This window comes from Vibrio sp. 1557 (assembly GCF_033340175.1).
In the GTDB taxonomy this organism is placed as follows: Bacteria; Pseudomonadota; Gammaproteobacteria; order Enterobacterales; family Vibrionaceae; genus Vibrio; species Vibrio alginolyticus.
Genome location: NZ_JAWOVZ010000003.1, coordinates 127,794 through 146,512 on the forward strand (window position 1 = coordinate 127,794; position 18,719 = coordinate 146,512).

The following is an 18,719-nucleotide window of genomic DNA, read 5'->3' on the forward strand; positions in this document are numbered from 1 at the left end:
TCACAAGTATACTCTTCTAGAGAGTTCGTCAGTGAGAAATAAGTGCTTTTTATTTAATCACTTATCGCTCAATACTCCCTATCGCGAGTATCTTAATGTGGTTTACTCCTTCAAGGCGTTCGTTTTGGCACTTAAAATCGGTTTAAGTAGATATTCCAAAACGGTTCGCTTCCCTGTGATGATATCGACCGATGCTGTCATTCCTGGAATGATTGGTAAATCTGCATCTTGACCAAAGTTTGTTTTTTCGGTGCGTACACGAACAATGTAGAAGCTGTTGCCTTCTTCATCTTGAGTGGTATCCGCGCTGATATGTTCCAACTCTCCCTCTAAACCGCCGTACTTTGTGAAGTCGTAAGCTGTAAATTTCACGATAGCATGAAGATCTGGGCGTAAAAATGCGATGTCTTTTGGCGCAATTTTCGCCTCTACCAATAGTGTGTCTTCTGTTGGTACGATCTCGACGATATCCATACCAGGTTGGATAACACCACCGACAGTATTGATGTTCAGTGTTTTGATTTTGCCTGTTACTGGCGAATTCACAACCGTTCGGTTTACTCTATCTTCCAAGCCCACCGCTGATTCAACCAAAGCAGATAACTGGTCTTGGGCGCTGTTGAGTTTCTCTTGCTGTTCAGAGCGGAATTTGAGTGCAACATCAATACGGTTGAGCATGGATTCTCGAATCGCTGATTGCAATACGGGAATCTTGAGCTCACTGGACGTCATTTCACGACGGGTATCGTTGACTTGGCGCTGTAATTTGAGCAGTTCAATACGAGGAACAACGCCCTCGTCTGCCAAAGGTTTGGTGATATCGAGTTCTTTTTTCGCGTATTGGTAGCTTTGACGCAAGTTCCTTACTCGTGCTTGGATCTCTACCAAGTCCTGCTGCTTTTGCTGCACTTGTTGGTCAATAACAGAAAGTTGGTTGCGTAAATTATCTAGATCTTCGCGATATTCTGCTTTTTGACGCTGTGTGAGTTGAGGTCGAGTCTCTTCCAAGGTTGGTGGGAAGGTCAGTTTACCGTAATCAAGTAGTACACTTTGACGCCAGTTTTCCGTTTCAAAATCACGATTAACGGCAACACTGTTAATAGAAGCGGATAGTTGCAGCACAGATGCGGTAAGGTTGGCAACTTGTTGCTCACGTTCACGAAAATCCGAGCGAAAGCGGGTGTCGTCGATAAGCAGTAACTGTTGGCCTTTTTCAACCAACTGACCTTCTTTGACCAAGATTTCTTTGACTAAGCCACCTTCTAAGTTTTGGACTACTTGTATCTGTGAGGAGGGAATCACTTTGCCTTGACCTACCGTGACTTTGTCGATTTCAGCCCAAGATGCCCAACCTATTGCTGCAATGAAAAATAGCACCATAACCCAGAGCATAAAACGCGCGCTGTTGGGGGTATTGAGGAGCAATGCTGCAGTTTTGTCATCAACAAAATCCAACTCTTCATCGTTGAGTTTGTTGTAGTTATCTCGGCTCATCACAGTCCCTGCTTATATAATTACGGATTATCTTTTTGATCTTATTATTATTAACCGATCATGTCAGCATGCTCGGCTAATAAAATATGAGAAGAGGGTTATTCTCTCTTCAAATGAGCTTTCTTACACTTTCTAAATCAAACAAAAGCATAATTAGCGCCGGAGTATAGCTATTACGCCTTGAACTTGGCTTTATCCAACTGATGTTTTTTTAGTTTGTCGTACAAGGTTTTGCGTGATACCTGTAATTCTAGTTGAACCTCTTTGAGTCTGCCGCGATGTCTTTGCAATGCATCGAATAACAAGCAATATTCAAAGTATTCTGTGCGCTGAGTCATACTCTGAATTTCAAGACTTTTCTCACTGTTCCAATCTTCCATTCTAAAAGTATCTGGCTTGAGGGCACGAAGTTCAGCAAATTGGCGTAGCTGCTTAACGTTTTCTGGCCATTCGAGACTGGTGAGGTGTTTGACCTCTTCTAGGCTGATATGTGGTGGCTGTAACTGATATCGACTCGCTGTGTGGCGCACAAAGTGCTTGTATAAAGGCCCTATATCTTCCTTTCTTTCATCGAGCGTTGGTAAGCGAATTAGAGTCGCCAGGGATTTTAGAGGTGGCTCGGCTTGGGTGGTCGCGCCAAAAACACGCTCAAGTTTTGGGTGCTTGAATAAGTATTCCCATTGCTCAAATGATACATGCTCTGCGCTATGTAAGTACAAACTGCAGTGGCGTTTTCCTTCACTTAAGCGGTGTATGGCTTTGTCGAGCGCTTCTAATGAAAGCTCATAGAGGTCTTCACCAGAAGCGGCGATTAGCTCACTGTCCGGTGTTGCATGTATGTCGTGGGCAAATTGTGCAGCGAGTCGCCGACCCGTACCATCTTGACCTACAAAAATGAGCGGCTGGCTTGTGGGCGCACTGATCAAGGCGCGACGAATGCTCACCATGGCCTTACTGTGACCAATCATTTTCGGACCAACATGAGTTTGCATGTCGAGCTCTTTCTTAAGCCAGATGTTTTCTTGCAACAAGTTCAGTTTATCGCTGGCATTGTTGAGCGATTTCATGAGCTGTTCCGTTGAAAACGGTTTTTCTAGAAAGTCGTACGCGCCGCTTTTCATCGCATCTACCGCGGTTTTCACATCTCCATGTCCAGTAAGTACGATGAATTGAAAGTGATCGTTTTTGCTTCGCAAAGTTCGCATAAACTCCAAGCCATCCATCACGGGCATATGGATATCGGTAATGATAATCGCAGGCATATTTGAGTCGATTACGCGTAAGGCTTCTACTGCGTTCGGTAAGCAGGTGACGTCTATCCCTTCAATCAGCAGGGCTTGAGACACGGCATCACGAATGTGTGGTTCGTCATCAACAAAGAAAACTGGGTTATTCATGGTCGTTTTCCACTTCTGGGGTACGTTTATTCTGATTGACTATTGGTAGCGTCACGATAAAGGTCATCCCTCCTGCTTGTTGTTCTGTGCTCTGATGTTTATAGGCACAGAGGGAGCCGTGATAGCTCTCTAAAATGCGTTTGGAGATGGTCAAACCTAATCCTAAGCCCTCTGGCTTAGTCGTAAAAAATGGATCAAAGATTTTTGCTAGGGCTTCGTCCGACATGCCAGGCCCGTTATCGGAAACAAGAATGTCGCAACTGTCATCATGACACTGAACAGCAATGGATATTTGCGGATCGATACAGTGGTTTTCCATCGCTTGTGCCGCGTTGTGGAAGAGGTTTATCAGCACTTGTTCTAATTCAACGCTGTGAATGGCCAGCTTCACATCATAGTCGATGGCCGGAACTTTTAGTGTTACTCCTTGCTTAATAAGCTTGTTGCTCAAAATGCTGGTGGCAGTATGTACCGCGTCGTGCAGTACTGAGATTTCATTGTGTGAATCGTGCGTGGCTTTCCGAGTAAAGACTTTTAAGCGGGCAATGACTTCCGAAATGGTGTCATTAAGTGTCAGCATTTTGCCCAAATTGTCGGCGACCATTGGGTATTTTTCCATTGCCAACAAACGCTGCGAGTTTTCGGTATAGGTTCTTAGTGCGGAAAGTGGCTGATTTATCTCATGATTAATACTGGCAGACAGCTCGCCCAACAGTGCCAATTTCGCGGCTTGCGTCAGCTCTTGTTGTGTTTGTTTAAGCTCTTGTTGGCTTTGTTCATATTGGCGGATGGTCTGTTGTAGCTTTTGGTTGGCTTCACTCAGAACTAGTGTCCGTTGCACTACTTTTTCTTCTAGGCTCACATTGAGATGGGCAAGGCGTGCTTTGTTAACTAGGGTTTGGAACCACGCTAACGCAATTAGAGCAATGAGCGCATATAAGATCAGGAAGACGATATCGGCCTGTAAAACGGCGGCAAGAACGCTGTTGTGGTTAATTAAGGCAACGACGCGAAACCCTTTATCCAATAAGTGTGTTGCGTATGCGAGGTAATTCGGTGATAGAAGCAATTGATTGTCATCAAACTCCGTGACACCACTGTGTGCCGTTAACTCACCAAAATATTCGGGTAAGGTATCGCCATATTGACGCGTTTCGGTAAGTTCATTTATTGCACTCGATGACAGTGGGAAAAGTGCACGATAGCGCCAGTCTGGTAAATTGCTCATAAACACGACATTGTGTTTATCTGTAATGAGTACGTCAGTCGTGGTTTGCGAAAGGCGCTGTTCTAATTGCTCCAAATTCACTTTTACTGTGATCACGCCAACGACTTCCTCATTTACCCACAGCGGAGACGAGAAGAAGTACCCACGTTTATTCGAGCGCACGCCTAATCCAACGTATTGAGCGGGCTCACCGCGTCGCGCATTTTTAAAATAGGGGCGATAGCTAAAACTAGAGCCAACAAACGTATCTTCTTGCTGAAAGTTACTTGAGGCAATGACTAACCCGGTGCGGTCATGAACGTAAATAGTATCGGCCAAACTTTGCTTCAACCAATCTGATAACAGTAGGTTGAGCTCTTGAGAGGGCGTTCCGCGCTCTACTGCTTTGAGTAGCCTTGGGTCGTGACTTAATAGGTTTGGTATCTGTTCAAACTTTGCCAGTTCGTAGTCCACTTCTTGTGATACTTGCGCGGCTTGTCTCTCTAGCTTTTGTTGCCATTGATCATGTTGGTATTGAGTTGCGTAATGGTGAGTAAGCGCAAGCCCTGAAATGCCAACGGCACACAGTAGCAGTAAAAAATGACGTAGGGCTTTGGGGTTGAGTAAGTTCACGATCGGCTCACTGGTTTTTTGTGTCATGGTATCAAATGAAGCACTGTGATGCTGTGAGCGGCAACGATAACAAGCACAATGATGTCCTTGTATTTCCTCAGTATCGGGAGCACAATCGACAAAAACGAGTGAAGGAGTAAAGATGGAACTTGCTGATATTCGTCGTGAGTACACCAAAGGTGGGCTGCGTCGTAAAGATTTGAAAGCTGATCCTATTGATCAATTTAATCTGTGGCTAGAACAAGCAGTTGAAGCGGGTTTAACTGACCCGACTGCGATGACAGTTGCAACGGTTGATGAAAATGGCATGCCGTTTCAACGCATTGTTCTATTGAAAAACGTCGACAAAGATGGTTTTGTGTTTTACACCAACCTAGGCAGTCGCAAGGCCCAGCAGCTAGAGCATAACAGCAATATTAGTTTGCACTTCCCTTGGCATCCGTTAGAGCGCCAAGTTCATATTACTGGTGTGGCTGAAAAGCTTACCGCCGTAGAGAATATGAAATACTTTACTTCTCGTCCTAAAGAGAGCCAGTTGGCCGCAATCGCGAGCAAACAAAGTAGCCGTATTTCTGCCAGAGGTGTGTTGGAAGGTAAGTTTTTAGAGCTAAAACAGAAGTTTGCTAAGGGTGAAATACCAGTACCAACCTTTTGGGGTGGCTTTCGCGTAAAACCAAAGAGCATCGAATTTTGGCAAGGTGGCGAACATCGCCTTCACGATCGTTTTCTTTTCTCCCAGCATGATGGAAGTTGGGACATTGATCGTTTAGCGCCATAGGCTTATGGTCCCTCATGAATAAACAAACACCGCCGAATTGGGGCGGTGTTTTTGTAGGTGGAAGCGATGCGAATTATCGCTCTCCATTCAACACAACCGATAATTGATGCTTAAGCAGCGTTTTGGGTACAACAGAGCCGTAGCCTGCTTCCATTGCTTTATCTATTAGTTCGTTCTTGCTGTTCGCTGCAAACTTATTACGTAAGCGTGCGACGTGACCTTCAACGGTTTTTGTTGATATGCCCATGACCTGAGAGATAAATTGAGGCTTTTTGCCATAGAGCAAGAGGAAAAGCGTTTCTTGCTCGCGGCATGTGAGCTTCTCTGGTTTTGGTTGTAAGTCAGAAAAACGAAAGATGGATTGTTGATTTGGGTTGGTACTGATTGCACGACAAACCCAATACCCGACTTCAATCACGGCGGTGTCGGTGAGTTCCCTTCCGTAGAAAATGGTGCCTACGATGTCGCCTTTGTCATCTCGCCACGGTGTTTTAGTAAATATATGTGCTCGCCAGCGGCCATCTGGATAAGGGTGGATATCCAGAATTTTTAGTGACTCGCCAGTTTCGAGAACGTGTTTATCTTGGCGTTGAAATTCTTGCGCGCATTCAGTGGTTGGGCTGGCCATATCAAAATCAGTTTTACCCAAGCACTCCTCGGGCGACGTGTGCCCTAACAGTTCTGCGTATTCCTGGTTTACGTATAGGAATACCGAATCTTTATCTTTGCATCCCCAACAACCTGGTAGCTGTTTAAGGAGGGATTGTTCTATGGTATCGACTGAAATATTCACAAAAGGACTCACTACATACTGCTTTTACCAATACAGAGACGTCCGTGTTACATGGCTCGTATTGATGTTGCCAAGTAGGCAGTTACGTTGCTAGAACACGTTCGTTGATTGGCGCTCAATCCAATTAAATTCATGGTGTTCGATGTTTTCGTCAGGTAGTCATAGACAACGACGAAATGGAACGAAGAGTTTAATTGGGAAAATGGTCTGTTTCATTACAGATATGTGCGCTCACGGATGTCCGCCTAATGTTCGGCTTACAACTCGTATCGTCCTTGATCATGCTTCCTACAACTCAGTTGTAATGTGGTTGACGTTCATATCACTTGTGAGTGAAAGAGCAGCACCTAAGCATAGGAGAGGGACAGTGAGACAAAAGCTATGATATCAGCTTATGCCATTGTTTTCATTGTTGAGAAGCGAAAAAAAAGCCAGCCTGAAGACGGGCTGGCAACACAAGATATAATCTTGTCGACGTGTAGAAGAGGTTCTAAATTACCTAGCGAGGGTCTGCTAAGTAAGTTAGAGGTATCAATGAGATACCGAGAGCTTTAGATCGTATGCATCTTAAAGCTCGATAACTAATGTATTGAATCAGAAGCATATTAGTAAGGGGGGAAATCCCTCTATGTTGAGTTTAAGCGTGGGTTTCGATCCGTTTCAGGGACGACCTATCTAATATGGAGCACGATGTTTTACAAAATAACGGATTGTTCGGTAATAAGGATCTTTACATTGATTGATTATGTATACGTAAGGTGTTGCCTATCTATCCGTTTTTGTTAATAAAATTGGTTGCTCACTGACCGTAAATTAACCTCGCATGATCATCGTTCCGGAACTATGATCATGTAAATGAACTTGATCATGCTGATTTGATCTTGTCGATTGAGTTGGGTAAAAGTTGCAACCCAACAAAGAAGGTATATGATGCGAAGACGTAAGCTGACCGTGTAAAGACGACTGTTTAAAATGAGTGATTCAGATAACCAAAAAATCCTTTCATATCAAGAGATTATGCTGCCAAAGCCGGCGGAGCTGATCACACTTCCGTCTTATATGGATTGCCACGATCATTCTTATACGCAGATCGTGATTGGTTTAAAAGGGCAAGCCGAATTTGAAGTGCGCGGGCGAGGTAATCTTGTCGGCCCTGGTCAAGGTTGTGTGGTTACCGCATGCTCTGATCATGCTTTCGGTGGCGTCATCAATCAATCGGATATTTTGGTGCTGAATATGCCCAAACCGACAAATGATGATCCCGAAATGCTTCAAAAAATCAATAACCTGGAGAGAGACCATGTCTACTTCCAGTTAGATAGTCAAATTCAGAAGCTGATACAGATGTTGGTTCAGGAAATGCGAAACCATCCGGATGACCTGCTGTTAAGTCGTGCGTGTAACGACACTGTGATTGCGTTAATGCAGCGCCATATCTCGGCATTTGAGACCAGTCGAAAAGAGTCGCGCTTTGATTTGGAGGCGATTGATCGTTACATTGAGCAGCACCTGAGTCATAAGATTAGTGTGGCTCAATTGGCCGGGCGAGTGTTTCTTGGGGAAAGTCAGTTCCATTGCTTGTTTAAAGAGCAGATGGGGATTACACCTCATCAATATGTTCTCGGAAAGCGAATCGACATGGCTCGTGAATTAATCGAGCAAGGGCACCTTTCTTTAGGGCAAATTGCCGAGTTTACTGGCTTCTCAAGCCAGAGTACTTTTACTCATACTTTTACTCGCTTACAGGGAATATCACCTTCCCGTTATAAAAAACAAGTTGGATAACAACGCGTTTTTTTAGGTCAAATAATCATCAATCAGAATGAAGCCATGCACTATGCATGGTTTTTTTATGTTTTATTCACGTGACCTATCTCTCGTTTTTTTAAACTCTCTGTTCTTTGCAGTGGTTGATATGCCACTTGATCCTACATTTTCTCTTAGAACGAGCTCTTCACAAAAATCTTATTGATATTCTTGATATTTTGTTGTGAATGCAATGAAAAAATTAAAATTTACAACACAAAATATTACCTATTTGAATGTGACTATGTGGATGTTTTGTTATAAAAGCGAGTTTTTGGCAAAAATGTCGTAGTTTTTGACAAGTATTCTTATCGGCCTCAAAATACACTGCCAGCCATTGATAATCCTCGAAGCGGTTTTCGAGGAGTGAGATTGAGGAACACACATGTTTACAGCTACGAACGTGTTGACACCGGAATTTATCGGGCAGCCGCTTGATAAGTTGTGGTCACTGATCTCGCCATTATATATGGTGGACGAGTCTCAATGGCTAGAGCAACTATTGCCACTAGCGACGCCGACAGAGGATGAAAAATCGGCGATCACTACCCAAACGACCCACCTTATCGAAGCCATTCGTGCCGATAAGAAGTCAATCCAGATGATTGATGCTTTATTGCTGGAATACAGCTTAGATACTCAAGAAGGTATCTTGCTGATGTGTCTTGCAGAAGCATTAATGCGCATCCCAGATGCCGCGACAGCAGATTCTTTGATTAAAGATAAGTTGAGTGTCGCAGACTGGAAATCTCACCTGAAGAACTCTGACTCTGTGTTTGTTAACGCATCAACATGGGGCCTCATGCTAACAGGTAAAGTGGTTGGTCTTGGTGAGCAAGGCACCCAGAGCCCAGGTCAGGCTGTAAACCGTCTGGTAAATAAATTCTCTGAGCCTGTGATTCGTAAAGCCATGTATCAGGCAATGAAGATCATGGGTCACCAGTTTGTTCGTGGTCGTACGATCGAAGAAGCGCAGAAGAACGGTCGTCCAATGCGCGACAAAGGTTTCACCTACTCGTTTGATATGTTGGGTGAGGCGGCGTTAACTACAGCGGACGCGAACAAGTACTTCAAAGATTACCTAATGGCGATCGAAGCGGTGGGTCGCGAGACTTACGGTAACGACACCAGCCCTGCGCCTTCGATTTCCATCAAGCTTTCTGCATTACACCCGCGCTACGAAGTCGCAAATGAAGAACGTGTAATGACAGAGTTGTATGACTCACTAATGCAGCTATTGAAACGTGCAATTGAAGTCGACGTTGCAATCACAATCGATGCAGAAGAAGCGGATCGCCTTGAGCTTTCCCTGAAGCTATTTGAGAAAGTATACCGTAGCGATCTTGTGAAGGGTTGGGGCAAGTTTGGTTTGGTTATTCAAGCCTACTCAAAACGTGCGCTACCAGTCTTGGTGTGGCTAAATGCACTCGCAAAAGAACAAGGTGACGTTATTCCTCTGCGTTTGGTTAAAGGCGCGTACTGGGACAGCGAAATCAAGTGGTCTCAACAAGCGGGTTATGCAAATTACCCAGTATACACTCGCAAAGAAGCGACGGACGTTGCATACCTAGCTTGTGCTCGTTTCCTACTTAGCGAAGGTGTTCGCGGTAATATCTACCCACAATTTGCAAGCCACAATGCTCACACAGTTACGGCAATTGCTGTCATGGCGGAGCACAAAGAATACGAGTTCCAGCGCCTGCATGGTATGGGTGATTCACTGTATAACCATGTTATGAAAATGTACGGTCAGCCAGTACGTATTTATGCTCCTGTCGGTAGCCATGCTGATCTTCTTCCGTACTTGGTTCGTCGTCTGCTTGAAAATGGTGCGAACAGCTCGTTTGTACACCGTCTAGTTGATGCGCGTTGTCCGATTTATGAGTTGACCCATCACCCTGTGGATGTGTTGACGGGTTTTGACACGCTACACAACGACAAAATTCCATTGCCTGCCGACATTTTCCCTGAGCGTAAGAACTCATATGGCGTCAACATCGACATCGACAGTGAAGCGAAGCCATTTGAAGCTCAGGTCGAAAGCTTCATGGACAACCAGTGGGTTGCAGGCCCGATGATCAATGGTGAACGCTTTGCCGAAAGCATGATCAAGGAAAATGCGGCTGAGATCATCACCGCACCATACGATCGCCGAATTGAAGTCGGCAAAGTGGCATTTGCAACTCTTGATCACGTTTCCGCTGCAATTGATGCGGCGCAAACTGCTTTCTCTGATTGGAAAACCGTTCCTGTTGAGCAAAAAGCGGCTTGTTTAGAAAAGCTTGCTGACTTAATGGAAGAAAACCTAGCTGAGCTGGTGGCGATTTGCCACAAAGAAGCGGGTAAAACGATTCACGATAGCATTGATGAAGTTCGTGAAGCGGTGGATTTCTGTCGTTATTACGCGAAACAAGCGCAAAACCTACAGCCATTTGAGCTAGAAGGCTTTGATGGTGTGAAACGCATTTCTAGCCGTGAAGGTCTTGGTGTGTTTGTGTGTATTAGCCCTTGGAACTTCCCGTTGGCTATCTTCCTTGGTCAGGTGACGGCAGCACTGATTGCGGGTAACACAGTGGTTGCAAAACCTGCTGAGCAAACAAGCTTAATTGCCGCTCGCGCTATTGAACTAATGCTTGATGCTGGCTTCCCTGCAGGTGTGATTCAGTTACTTACTGGTCGCGGCGCTGAGATCGGTCATGCACTGACTTCTCATGATGCTATTGCTGGTGTGGCATTCACTGGCTCAACGGCAACGGCGCAACGCATTAACGTCACGCTCGCGGAGCGCAGCGCGAAACCAGTTCCGTTTATTGCGGAAACAGGTGGCCAAAACGCAATGATTGTGGACAGTACTGCATTGCCAGAGCAGGTGGTGCGTGATGTGATTCGTTCGGCGTTTGCATCTGCTGGTCAGCGTTGTTCTGCCCTTCGTGTTCTATTTGTACAAGAAGATGTAGCAGACCGTATGATCAACCTGATTCAGGGTGCGATGAATGAACTGCATGTTGGTTTACCTTACCTACACAAAACAGATGTTGGTCCGGTTATCGACAGCAATGCAAAACAAAAACTCCTCGCTCACCTTGAGCAAATGAGCAAAACACAGACTAAAGTCGCTCAGCTACAGCTGGATGAATCGTGCCAGCATGGTGACTTTGTCTCACCAAGTGCGTTTGAAATCTCGGGCATCGATGTGCTGAAAGAAGAACAATTTGGTCCAATCTTGCACATTGTTCGCTTTAAAGCGTCTGAATTACCGAACGTGGTTGCGCAGATCAACAAAACGGGTTTTGGCTTGACGATGGGTATCCATAGCCGTAACGAAACCACGTACCGTTGGATTGAGAAGCATGCTCGAGTAGGTAACTGCTACATCAACCGAGACCAAGTTGGTGCTGTGGTTGGTGTACAGCCGTTTGGTGGTCAAGGCTTGTCAGGTACTGGCCCGAAAGCTGGTGGTCCACACTACCTATTCCGATTTACTCAACATCTTCTTGCTCAAGCAGAAAACGCATAAGGAGTCGCATTATGGTTCATCAGATCACCTATTTTAAAGATGCATTCTCTGCGTGGGAGCAGTGGAATCTGACTGATTTTGATTACAAATGCGAGCATGTTCTGGCATTTAAATCTGCACTAGAAGGGCAGCAGTCTACCGTTGCCAAAGTGGTTTCTTACCACTTGCAACAAGCATCAGCTCTTCTTGCAGAAACTCACCAGTTAGTTGGCCCTACAGGGGAAACTAACGAACTGTATGCCGCAGGACGCGGTGTGGCTTTGGTGATTTGTGAAAACAACATCGAGCCTGCTGATAATGCGTTATACAGTGCTTTTGCGATGATCACCTGTGCCTTAATTGCAGGCAACAGTGTGGTCGTTTGCAGTGACAATGCAGAGCTAAACCAATTGGTTAAGCAAGCTGTAGCGTTGGCAAACTTCCCATCTAACTTAGTCCAGGTTGTTGCGTACGATGCGTCTGCCCCGTTGCTTGAGAGCGATGTACGTAGTGTGGGTTATGTTGGGCGTTCACAGATTGAGCATGCGCTCAATCTTCAACTAGCTAAGCGTGACGGTGCAATCGTCGGCTTAGTTTCTGAAACGGATTTAGAGTCACCGAAATTGGCTCATGATCCTCATCTCTCGTTGCGCTTCATTACTGAGCGCACTCGAACGATAAATATTACCGCGGTGGGTGGTAACGCAACTCTACTCGAGTTGGGGAACGAAACTCACTAACCTGACTTGTAATGCCAATCTGGAGTAACTGGACTGAGAGCCGGTCCAGATTGGTTTTTTATACTCTGATGTATTGCTGAGACGGTAAAATATCAGGGCAGGCAAGGAAGGAAATAATTATAACGAGGACTATCTAATGATAGAAAATAGCTTTGCTATCACGTCCACTTTTGTGGCGTATTTACTGATTATGGTTGCTATTGGCGTTTACGCGTATAAGAGGACTTCCAATTCATCTGACTACTTCCTAGGTGGCCGTAGCCTAGGTCCGTGGCCTGCTGCATTATCTGCAGGTGCTTCAGACATGAGTGGTTGGTTGCTGCTAGGCTTGCCTGGCTATGCGTACGCTGCGGGTATCGAGGCCTTCTGGTTAGCCGGCGGTCTACTTCTTGGTACATGGGCAAACTGGCTCATCAGTGCAAAACGCCTCCGTACCTACAGTATCCAAACTGACGCGCTAACGTTGCCAGAGTTCCTGTCACGTCGCTTCAACGATAAGTCGAAACTGATTCAGACAATCTCTGCGTTTTTCATTCTTCTATTTTTCCTTTTCTACACCAGCTCAGGTTTGGTCGCAGGGGGCAAACTGTTTGAGACGGTATTCGGTCTAGATTACACCTACGCTGTTATCATCGGTACGGTGTGTGTCGTTTCTTACACACTATTCGGTGGTTTCCTAGCGGTATCTTGGACTGACTTAGTGCAAGGTCTGCTAATGGCGGCTGCGCTAATGATTGTTCCTATAGCGGTAATGGACGGTGGTTTAGGTCAGCTAAGTTCTGATCTACATGACATCAACCCCGAACTTGCAACGCTATGGAATGACGCGAAAGGCGAACCATTGTCTGCGATTGCCATTATCTCTCTAGCGGCGTGGGGCCTTGGTTACTTTGGTCAGCCACACATCCTAGCGCGTTTTAAAGCGTCTCGTTCAAACAAAGATCTAACAACTGCACGTCGTATCGCAGTGATTTGGACGGCACTATCTATGGTTGGTGCAATGCTTGTTGGTCTTGTTGGTCTGGTTTGGGTTACGGGTCATCCGGGTACTCAACTAGAAGACGGCGAGAAGATCTTCATGCTATTGGTTAACGCAGTATTCCACCCTGTCGTTGCGGGTATGTTGTTAGCAGCAATCCTAGCGGCGGTAATGAGTACCGCTGACTCACAGCTCCTTGTTTCATCTTCCGCGCTTGCAGAAGATTTCTACAAGCAAGTATTCAAGCCAGAAGCGTCTTCTGAAGAAATCGTAATGATTGGTCGTATCGGTGTTATCGTTATTTCGCTTGTTGCGCTATTCCTAGCGATGACGCCTGATAGCTCAGTACTTGGTCTTGTATCTTACGCTTGGGCTGGTTTTGGTGCGGCATTTGGTCCTGCGGTTGTACTTAGCCTTTACTGGAGCGGTATGAACCGTAACGGCGCGTTAGCAGGTATTCTTGTTGGTGGTATCACTATCGTGGTTTGGAAGCAGCTAACTGGCGGTTGGTTTGATGTGTACGAAATCGTACCGGGCATCATCTTCTCTACGCTTGCTATCATTGTGGTAAGTAAAGCAACGGGCGGTGCTGCGCAAGACGTGTTAGACCAACACCAGTCGTTCGAGAAAAAACTGGTTGAACTAGACTAGTAACTTCCCGTATATGAACACAAAGCCCGCTATTTTAGCGGGCTTTGTTTTATCTGAAACTTAATTAACGTTAATGGTGGTAGCTTGAGATCAAAGCTTAGCATTGCTCGGTTAGATTGGAGTGTTAGTCGCGACGAATTTTGGCGTAAATAACGGTGTTACTCAGCTCTCCCGATGTAGTCAGACGTTCGTTTCTGAGCTCTCCTTCGAACTCATAACCACAGCGCTCGGCTACAGCCCTGCTCTTTTGGTTGGTGCTATCAGCATGAATTGCGATTCTCTTTGCGCCCAAGTCATCAAACGCATAGCGCTCAACTTCGAGCACAGCCTCGGCAACATAACCATTGCCAACGGCAGCATTATCTAACCAATAACCTATCTCAAAGGACGGTACGTCGGGATCTCGAATCATCAGGCCGACCGCACCCAGTAAGCGATCGCTTTCCTTTTCAATCATGTAGTAACGCAGCTCTTCTTCGAAGTTTTCAAAGTTTGCGATGGCTTTCTCTGTCCCTTCTATCATCGCTTCTAATGTCAGCACATGAGGCACCCACGGCAGATAGACTTCGAGAGTTTTTTGGCTGCGAACGACAGCTTGATGCGCCTCTTCGGCTCGTTCTAAACAAGCAGGGATGAGTTTGAGACGTTTCGTTTCCATGCCGACTCTCCTATGGGTGAAAAATGAACGGAAAATCATTTAAACAGATGTACTTAGAATGATCTAGTCAACGCCGTCATATTATTCACTTGGTTTGCCAGAGAGAAACTGAGAGAATCGAACCGTTATCAAACCAACTAGGTTCATTATGAAACTTTTAGTAAGAAACTTGGCTCGTCACATGACCGAGCAAGATATCCGCAAATTATTCTCAGCGTACGGCAAAGTAGAACTGTGTTCGCTAGTGCTTGATCAAGACACGGGTTTGTCGAAAGGCTTCGGTTTTGTCATCATGCCGGACGAAGCAGAAGCCATTTCTGCTCTTGAAGCACTGAATTTGACGAACGTAGAAAAAAGCAAAATTCGCGTGAAAGTCGCACAAGACTAATACAGAGAAAAGCCAGCGTTATTGCTGGCTTTTTTGTCTTTCTATTTAGAGACCAAATTGGCAACATTCTAGAATGTCTTCTCTTTTCGTTTTAGCGAGATTGATCATCAATTCTCTCTTCAAGTTGTTTCATTAAATCCTTTAACTGTAGAGAATCGAAATTGTCTGAATTCGGCACTTGGTAAGCGTCGTTGACTGTGTAGAGCATCAAACTTTTGCTAGAGAAGAACTCTTTCTGTATTTGGACTTTGACAATGTCATCAAGAGGTAGACGGAAGTAAACCGTTGAGCCCTGGCGGTACTTCAAGGTGTTGGTGCTTGCATCGATATCTAGCGTTTTAGGATTGAACGCGCGGCGCGTGAAGTACGTTGAGAGCAGTTTCAATCCTATTATTGTGAGTGCTACGAGTCCAAACTCGACGATCTTGTCTGCTAGGTAGGAAAAATAGAACAGCGACAACAATACAGTTCCTAGCAAGAAAGGGTTGTTCTTGGGCAGATTTTGTGAAGTTTCATGGATGATCATCCGACATATTCCTCGACTTTATTCAGAAGCGACGAACGTGAGTTGGTAGACACAAACCTTTCGTTCTTTGCCTTGCATGCGCAATGTTTTGTCACCGATGTAAGGGATATTTAGTTTTTGGATCACCGATTTAGAACGCTGATTGTCCACCAAATGCATCACGGTTATTCCGTTTAACTCAAAGTGCATTCGAGCAAATTCGAGTAAGGCTTTGGAGGCCTCGAATGCATAGCCTTTCCCCCAATGTGGCACGCCAACCCAGTAGCCTAATGTACCGTAGCCCTCTTCGATACGCGGTAAACTCACTGCACCAAGTAACTCCCCAGTGTTTCGCAAGGTAATAGCGTACGCCACGCCTTGATGCTGCTGATACATCGGATCGTGCCTATCTATCCATGCTTGCGCCATCGGTCGCTCATAAGGATGAGGGATGTTTGCTGTCATGTCGGCAATTCGCTTATCTCCAGCGAGTAAAGCCACTTGTTGGCAGTCATCGATATTGAATGGCCGGAGGACGAGTCTTTCGGTAGTGAGAATCGGTTGTATCGTCATGCATTTCTTCCTTGATGAGACGGCTATAGCTGCTAGCAACTGGTTTGCGGGGTAAATCGAGATAACAAGGCGTCTCGAAAGCTCGATCTAGCCAGGCGTGTAGTTGTCATGCGCCTTACTAAATAATAAGCCCGAACAATTGCTTATGTGTAATGTGTCGTATTATTACACACATAAGCACGTTTGCTCATATTGATGGTACAAAAGTTGAGGTCTGACCAATGTCTCAGTTTTTTGATACTTTCGTTCAATTTTTTGAAGATAGGGCACAAAAAATTAAAGGAGCTTTTTAATTGTGGAATTATTTTGAACAAAATATGTCAATTGTCAGTAGGACGAAAAAGTAGGGAGAAGAGAAATGCCGGATATATATTGCGCAGCTTGTAGAAAATCAACGCAACATAAAGTGATTATGAAGCGTTGCGAGCCTCAGTCTGTTGACTCGTTAACAGGCAAAATGGTGAGTTTTACACAGCTGATGGCGAAATTTGTATCAGGTGAACATTATTACGAGATGGAGCCTCAATACTACTGCCGTTGTTGTAATCATCGTGCAATTGGAGAGGTTGTTCCACATCCTACACGGCATACATCGGCCGCACTCTAATTCTGAGTGATAGCCATGATTAATGGCTAAATAGGGCAGTGTTGCCCGAACGACATATCTATACAGGCGTGTCATGCGCTTTCAAATTTGCGACTCCGCGGGAGCCGCTAGGTTGCTTTTTCTCTTCATATCACGGTTACTAAGTGAGCGGCAATAATCATAGCTCTTTCCCTCCTTCGTTGTTTTCTGGTTATTCTCTGCTGAATTTCACATGCTGTGCATTTGATGGTTTGCAATTGTTTGAGCAACGATTAATGTGATGCTTTCTAAGTGGTTACAAGGAAGCGGGTTAATGAGTTATCAATTGGACCGGATTGATTTACATATTTTGAGAGTGCTTCATTCGAGAGGCAGAATTCCGGTTGTAGAACTAGCAAAGCTGATTAACTTAACGACTTCTCCATGTTCTGACCGTGTAAAGCGGCTAGAAAAAGAAGGGTATATCAATGGTTACCATGCAGAGTTGAATGCGGAAAAGTTGGGGCTGGATGTGCAAGTATTCATCCATATTCGTTTAGACCAAACCAGTTTTTCTATTTTTGAAAAGTTTGCGAAAGCGGTGGAATTGATGCCTGAAATTGAAGAGTGCTACTCGCTCTCTGGAGATTTCGATACCATGATAAAAGTTCGTGTTAAGAGCATGAAAGCGTATCAGGAGTTTATGTCGAGTAAGTTAGGCACGCTTCCGGGCGTGATTCAAACTCGTAGTGAAGTGGTCATAGAAGAACATAAAACGGGATTTGGTGTTAATCCCGAGCTCCTTGGTTAGGCGAGGCATGTGTTGAGCCTCCTTATTTAGCGTGGCTTGGTATATTACTTTTTCTCGATTAAAAAAGGAGCCGAAGCTCCTTTTTTAATAAATCGGTGAGCGATTATGCCCCGATAAAGGTACTGATAACGCCAATTAAACCACCAAAAACACCGCCCCAAACGACTAGCCAGCCAAGGTGTTCTTTGATCATCTTTTGCACCATTTCTTTAACTAATGCCGGTGTTAATTCGCTTAAACGTTGATCGATGATACCTTCAATGTTCTGCTTTATCTCATCCATCATTGCAGGAGATTCGAATTGCTCTTTCAGTGCTTCTTTGATGTTATCGCTCTTGCTCAACTCAATGATGGATTCTTGCATCTTTTCGACGAAAGGTTGGCGCATGGGTTGTAGCGCTTCCGAGCCGCCAAACATCGCTAGCATGCCACCAAACTGAGAGCCTTCAATTACTTCCACTAGGGAATCAAATGCTGGATTTAAATCTACTTTCTCAATTACTGGTTGAAGATCGATGTTCACACCGCCCGCCATTTCTTTATTCAAGAATCGGTCAATGTTCGCTTCAGTAAAAAACTGTTCCATCATCAGGTTTTTGATAGCCAGTTTAAACTCTTCAAATCGCGCGGGGATCACGCCAGAACCGTATAATCCAGGCACTTTCTCAAACAGCATATGGATGGCAAGCCAGTTGGTGATGGCGCCTGAGAACGCAAACAGCCCTGCATACCAAAGATAGTCGTTTTGTAATTGATGACCTCCAGCCATCAAAGCGATAGCGAGGACATTCGTTAGCAAACTTTTGTTCATAGTGACCAGTTATATATGAATATCGGAAAGAATAAGTGGGCCTGATTCTATACCTAAGTCACATTAAGATGCTAGGTTTTGCCGTGATGGGTAGTCTTGTAGAGAAGGGACAAAAAATGAATGTTCAGAAAAACAAAACCCGACAATCATTGTCGGGCCACTGCTTTTTCTTAGAAAAACTAAGATTCTATTTTTAATTTTAGATGCGGTAGATCTTACAACAAAGTTGGCATTTCCATCTTTCTGAGTAGCCAAATAGCTTGTCAGCCCAACTTGGTTTGAGTTGTACGAGCTGCATTGAACCACATTTACACATAAGCTAATTACCTTATTGTTAATATAATAACTAAGCCATCTATTGAGTATAGCTGTTTCTCAAAAAGTGAAATGACAAATGAAGACGGCTCAATACTCTGTATTGTGTTCATTGCAAT

Annotated in this window: 16 protein-coding genes; 8 read left to right on the plus strand and 8 right to left on the minus strand. The window is 44.9% G+C overall.

Going from position 1 to position 18,719, the window contains the following annotated elements; translation table 11 throughout:
- Positions 1-102: 102 nt before the first annotated feature.
- The 3 genes from R7070_RS06325 to R7070_RS06335 all read right to left on the minus strand — a co-directional run bounded on the left by R7070_RS06325 (position 103) and on the right by R7070_RS06335 (position 4,758).
- The gene (locus R7070_RS06325) at positions 103-1,494 is read right to left on the minus strand and encodes an HlyD family type I secretion periplasmic adaptor subunit (protein ID WP_005374562.1); all 1,392 of its coding nucleotides are present in this window, start codon (positions 1,492-1,494) and stop codon (positions 103-105) included.
- A 173-nt stretch (positions 1,495-1,667) separates the two neighbouring features.
- A complete protein-coding gene (locus tag R7070_RS06330; RefSeq protein WP_085569455.1) occupies positions 1,668-2,891 on the minus strand; it encodes a sigma-54-dependent transcriptional regulator in 1,224 nt (407 codons plus the stop codon).
- The gene (locus R7070_RS06335; RefSeq protein ID WP_053308002.1) at positions 2,884-4,758 is read right to left on the minus strand and encodes an ATP-binding protein; all 1,875 of its coding nucleotides are present in this window, start codon (positions 4,756-4,758) and stop codon (positions 2,884-2,886) included. The genes R7070_RS06330 and R7070_RS06335 overlap by 8 nt, the downstream gene beginning before the upstream one ends.
- A gap of 115 nt (positions 4,759-4,873) precedes the next feature.
- On the opposite strand from R7070_RS06335, the gene pdxH reads away from it, so the two are divergent.
- Positions 4,874-5,509 (plus strand): pyridoxamine 5'-phosphate oxidase, encoded by a 636-nt coding sequence (pdxH, locus tag R7070_RS06340; RefSeq protein ID WP_005374570.1) that lies wholly within the window; start codon positions 4,874-4,876, stop codon positions 5,507-5,509.
- A gap of 73 nt (positions 5,510-5,582) precedes the next feature.
- Here pdxH and R7070_RS06345 read toward each other — a convergent pair whose 3' ends face one another.
- Positions 5,583-6,302: a PAS domain-containing protein gene (locus R7070_RS06345; protein WP_017820063.1), complete on the minus strand. Its 720-nt coding sequence runs from the start codon at positions 6,300-6,302 to the stop codon at positions 5,583-5,585.
- 972 nt (positions 6,303-7,274) lie between these two features.
- Here R7070_RS06345 and R7070_RS06350 point away from each other — a divergent pair.
- From R7070_RS06350 to putP, 4 genes are all read left to right on the plus strand, one after another.
- Entirely contained in the window at positions 7,275-8,087 is an 813-nt protein-coding gene (locus R7070_RS06350) for an AraC family transcriptional regulator (RefSeq protein WP_025768702.1), read from the plus strand.
- A 406-nt stretch (positions 8,088-8,493) separates the two neighbouring features.
- Positions 8,494-11,625, plus strand: coding sequence for a bifunctional proline dehydrogenase/L-glutamate gamma-semialdehyde dehydrogenase PutA (putA, locus tag R7070_RS06355; RefSeq protein ID WP_158173300.1), 3,132 nt, complete (start codon positions 8,494-8,496; stop codon positions 11,623-11,625).
- Positions 11,626-11,636: 11 nt separating this feature from the next.
- Positions 11,637-12,344: a delta-1-pyrroline-5-carboxylate dehydrogenase gene (locus R7070_RS06360; protein ID WP_005392153.1), complete on the plus strand. Its 708-nt coding sequence runs from the start codon at positions 11,637-11,639 to the stop codon at positions 12,342-12,344.
- 136 nt (positions 12,345-12,480) lie between these two features.
- A complete protein-coding gene (gene putP / locus R7070_RS06365) occupies positions 12,481-13,974 on the plus strand; it encodes a sodium/proline symporter PutP (RefSeq protein ID WP_005374582.1) in 1,494 nt (497 codons plus the stop codon).
- A gap of 124 nt (positions 13,975-14,098) precedes the next feature.
- Here putP and R7070_RS06370 read toward each other — a convergent pair whose 3' ends face one another.
- On the minus strand, positions 14,099-14,632 hold the full coding sequence (locus tag R7070_RS06370) for a GNAT family N-acetyltransferase (RefSeq protein WP_042522265.1): 534 nt from the start codon (positions 14,630-14,632) through the stop codon (positions 14,099-14,101).
- 148 nt (positions 14,633-14,780) lie between these two features.
- Here R7070_RS06370 and R7070_RS06375 point away from each other — a divergent pair, with 148 nt between their 5' ends.
- Positions 14,781-15,020 (plus strand): RNA recognition motif domain-containing protein, encoded by a 240-nt coding sequence (locus R7070_RS06375; RefSeq protein WP_005374587.1) that lies wholly within the window; start codon positions 14,781-14,783, stop codon positions 15,018-15,020.
- Between the two features lie 91 nt (positions 15,021-15,111).
- On the opposite strand, the gene R7070_RS06380 is transcribed toward R7070_RS06375, so the two are convergent.
- Positions 15,112-15,546: a hypothetical protein gene (locus tag R7070_RS06380; protein WP_017820067.1), complete on the minus strand. Its 435-nt coding sequence runs from the start codon at positions 15,544-15,546 to the stop codon at positions 15,112-15,114.
- A gap of 18 nt (positions 15,547-15,564) precedes the next feature.
- Entirely contained in the window at positions 15,565-16,098 is a 534-nt protein-coding gene (locus tag R7070_RS06385; RefSeq protein ID WP_085569453.1) for a GNAT family N-acetyltransferase, read from the minus strand.
- A 358-nt stretch (positions 16,099-16,456) separates the two neighbouring features.
- Here R7070_RS06385 and R7070_RS06390 point away from each other — a divergent pair, with 358 nt between their 5' ends.
- Together R7070_RS06390 and R7070_RS06395 are read left to right on the plus strand one after the other, a co-directional pair.
- The gene (locus tag R7070_RS06390) at positions 16,457-16,705 is read left to right on the plus strand and encodes a hypothetical protein (RefSeq protein ID WP_005374593.1); all 249 of its coding nucleotides are present in this window, start codon (positions 16,457-16,459) and stop codon (positions 16,703-16,705) included.
- Positions 16,706-16,997: 292 nt separating this feature from the next.
- A complete protein-coding gene (locus R7070_RS06395; RefSeq protein ID WP_005374595.1) occupies positions 16,998-17,474 on the plus strand; it encodes an Lrp/AsnC family transcriptional regulator in 477 nt (158 codons plus the stop codon).
- Between the two features lie 103 nt (positions 17,475-17,577).
- On the opposite strand, the gene R7070_RS06400 is transcribed toward R7070_RS06395, so the two are convergent.
- Entirely contained in the window at positions 17,578-18,285 is a 708-nt protein-coding gene (locus R7070_RS06400; RefSeq protein ID WP_005374596.1) for a DUF445 domain-containing protein, read from the minus strand.
- Between the last annotated feature and the right edge of the window lie 434 nt (positions 18,286-18,719).

Coding starts and splice junctions, on each gene's coding strand:
- R7070_RS06325 (WP_005374562.1), bottom strand. CDS start 1,494: ATGAGCCGAGATAACTACAACAAACTCAACGATGAAGAGTTGGATTTT.
- R7070_RS06330 (WP_085569455.1), bottom strand. CDS start 2,891: ATGAATAACCCAGTTTTCTTTGTTGATGACGAACCACACATTCGTGAT.
- R7070_RS06335 (WP_053308002.1), bottom strand. CDS start 4,758: ATGACACAAAAAACCAGTGAGCCGATCGTGAACTTACTCAACCCCAAA.
- pdxH (WP_005374570.1), top strand. CDS start 4,874: ATGGAACTTGCTGATATTCGTCGTGAGTACACCAAAGGTGGGCTGCGT.
- R7070_RS06350 (WP_025768702.1), top strand. CDS start 7,275: ATGAGTGATTCAGATAACCAAAAAATCCTTTCATATCAAGAGATTATG.
- putA (WP_158173300.1), top strand. CDS start 8,494: ATGTTTACAGCTACGAACGTGTTGACACCGGAATTTATCGGGCAGCCG.
- R7070_RS06360 (WP_005392153.1), top strand. CDS start 11,637: ATGGTTCATCAGATCACCTATTTTAAAGATGCATTCTCTGCGTGGGAG.
- putP (WP_005374582.1), top strand. CDS start 12,481: ATGATAGAAAATAGCTTTGCTATCACGTCCACTTTTGTGGCGTATTTA.
- R7070_RS06370 (WP_042522265.1), bottom strand. CDS start 14,632: ATGGAAACGAAACGTCTCAAACTCATCCCTGCTTGTTTAGAACGAGCC.
- R7070_RS06375 (WP_005374587.1), top strand. CDS start 14,781: ATGAAACTTTTAGTAAGAAACTTGGCTCGTCACATGACCGAGCAAGAT.
- R7070_RS06380 (WP_017820067.1), bottom strand. CDS start 15,546: ATGATCATCCATGAAACTTCACAAAATCTGCCCAAGAACAACCCTTTC.
- R7070_RS06385 (WP_085569453.1), bottom strand. CDS start 16,098: ATGACGATACAACCGATTCTCACTACCGAAAGACTCGTCCTCCGGCCA.
- R7070_RS06390 (WP_005374593.1), top strand. CDS start 16,457: ATGCCGGATATATATTGCGCAGCTTGTAGAAAATCAACGCAACATAAA.
- R7070_RS06395 (WP_005374595.1), top strand. CDS start 16,998: ATGAGTTATCAATTGGACCGGATTGATTTACATATTTTGAGAGTGCTT.
- R7070_RS06400 (WP_005374596.1), bottom strand. CDS start 18,285: ATGAACAAAAGTTTGCTAACGAATGTCCTCGCTATCGCTTTGATGGCT.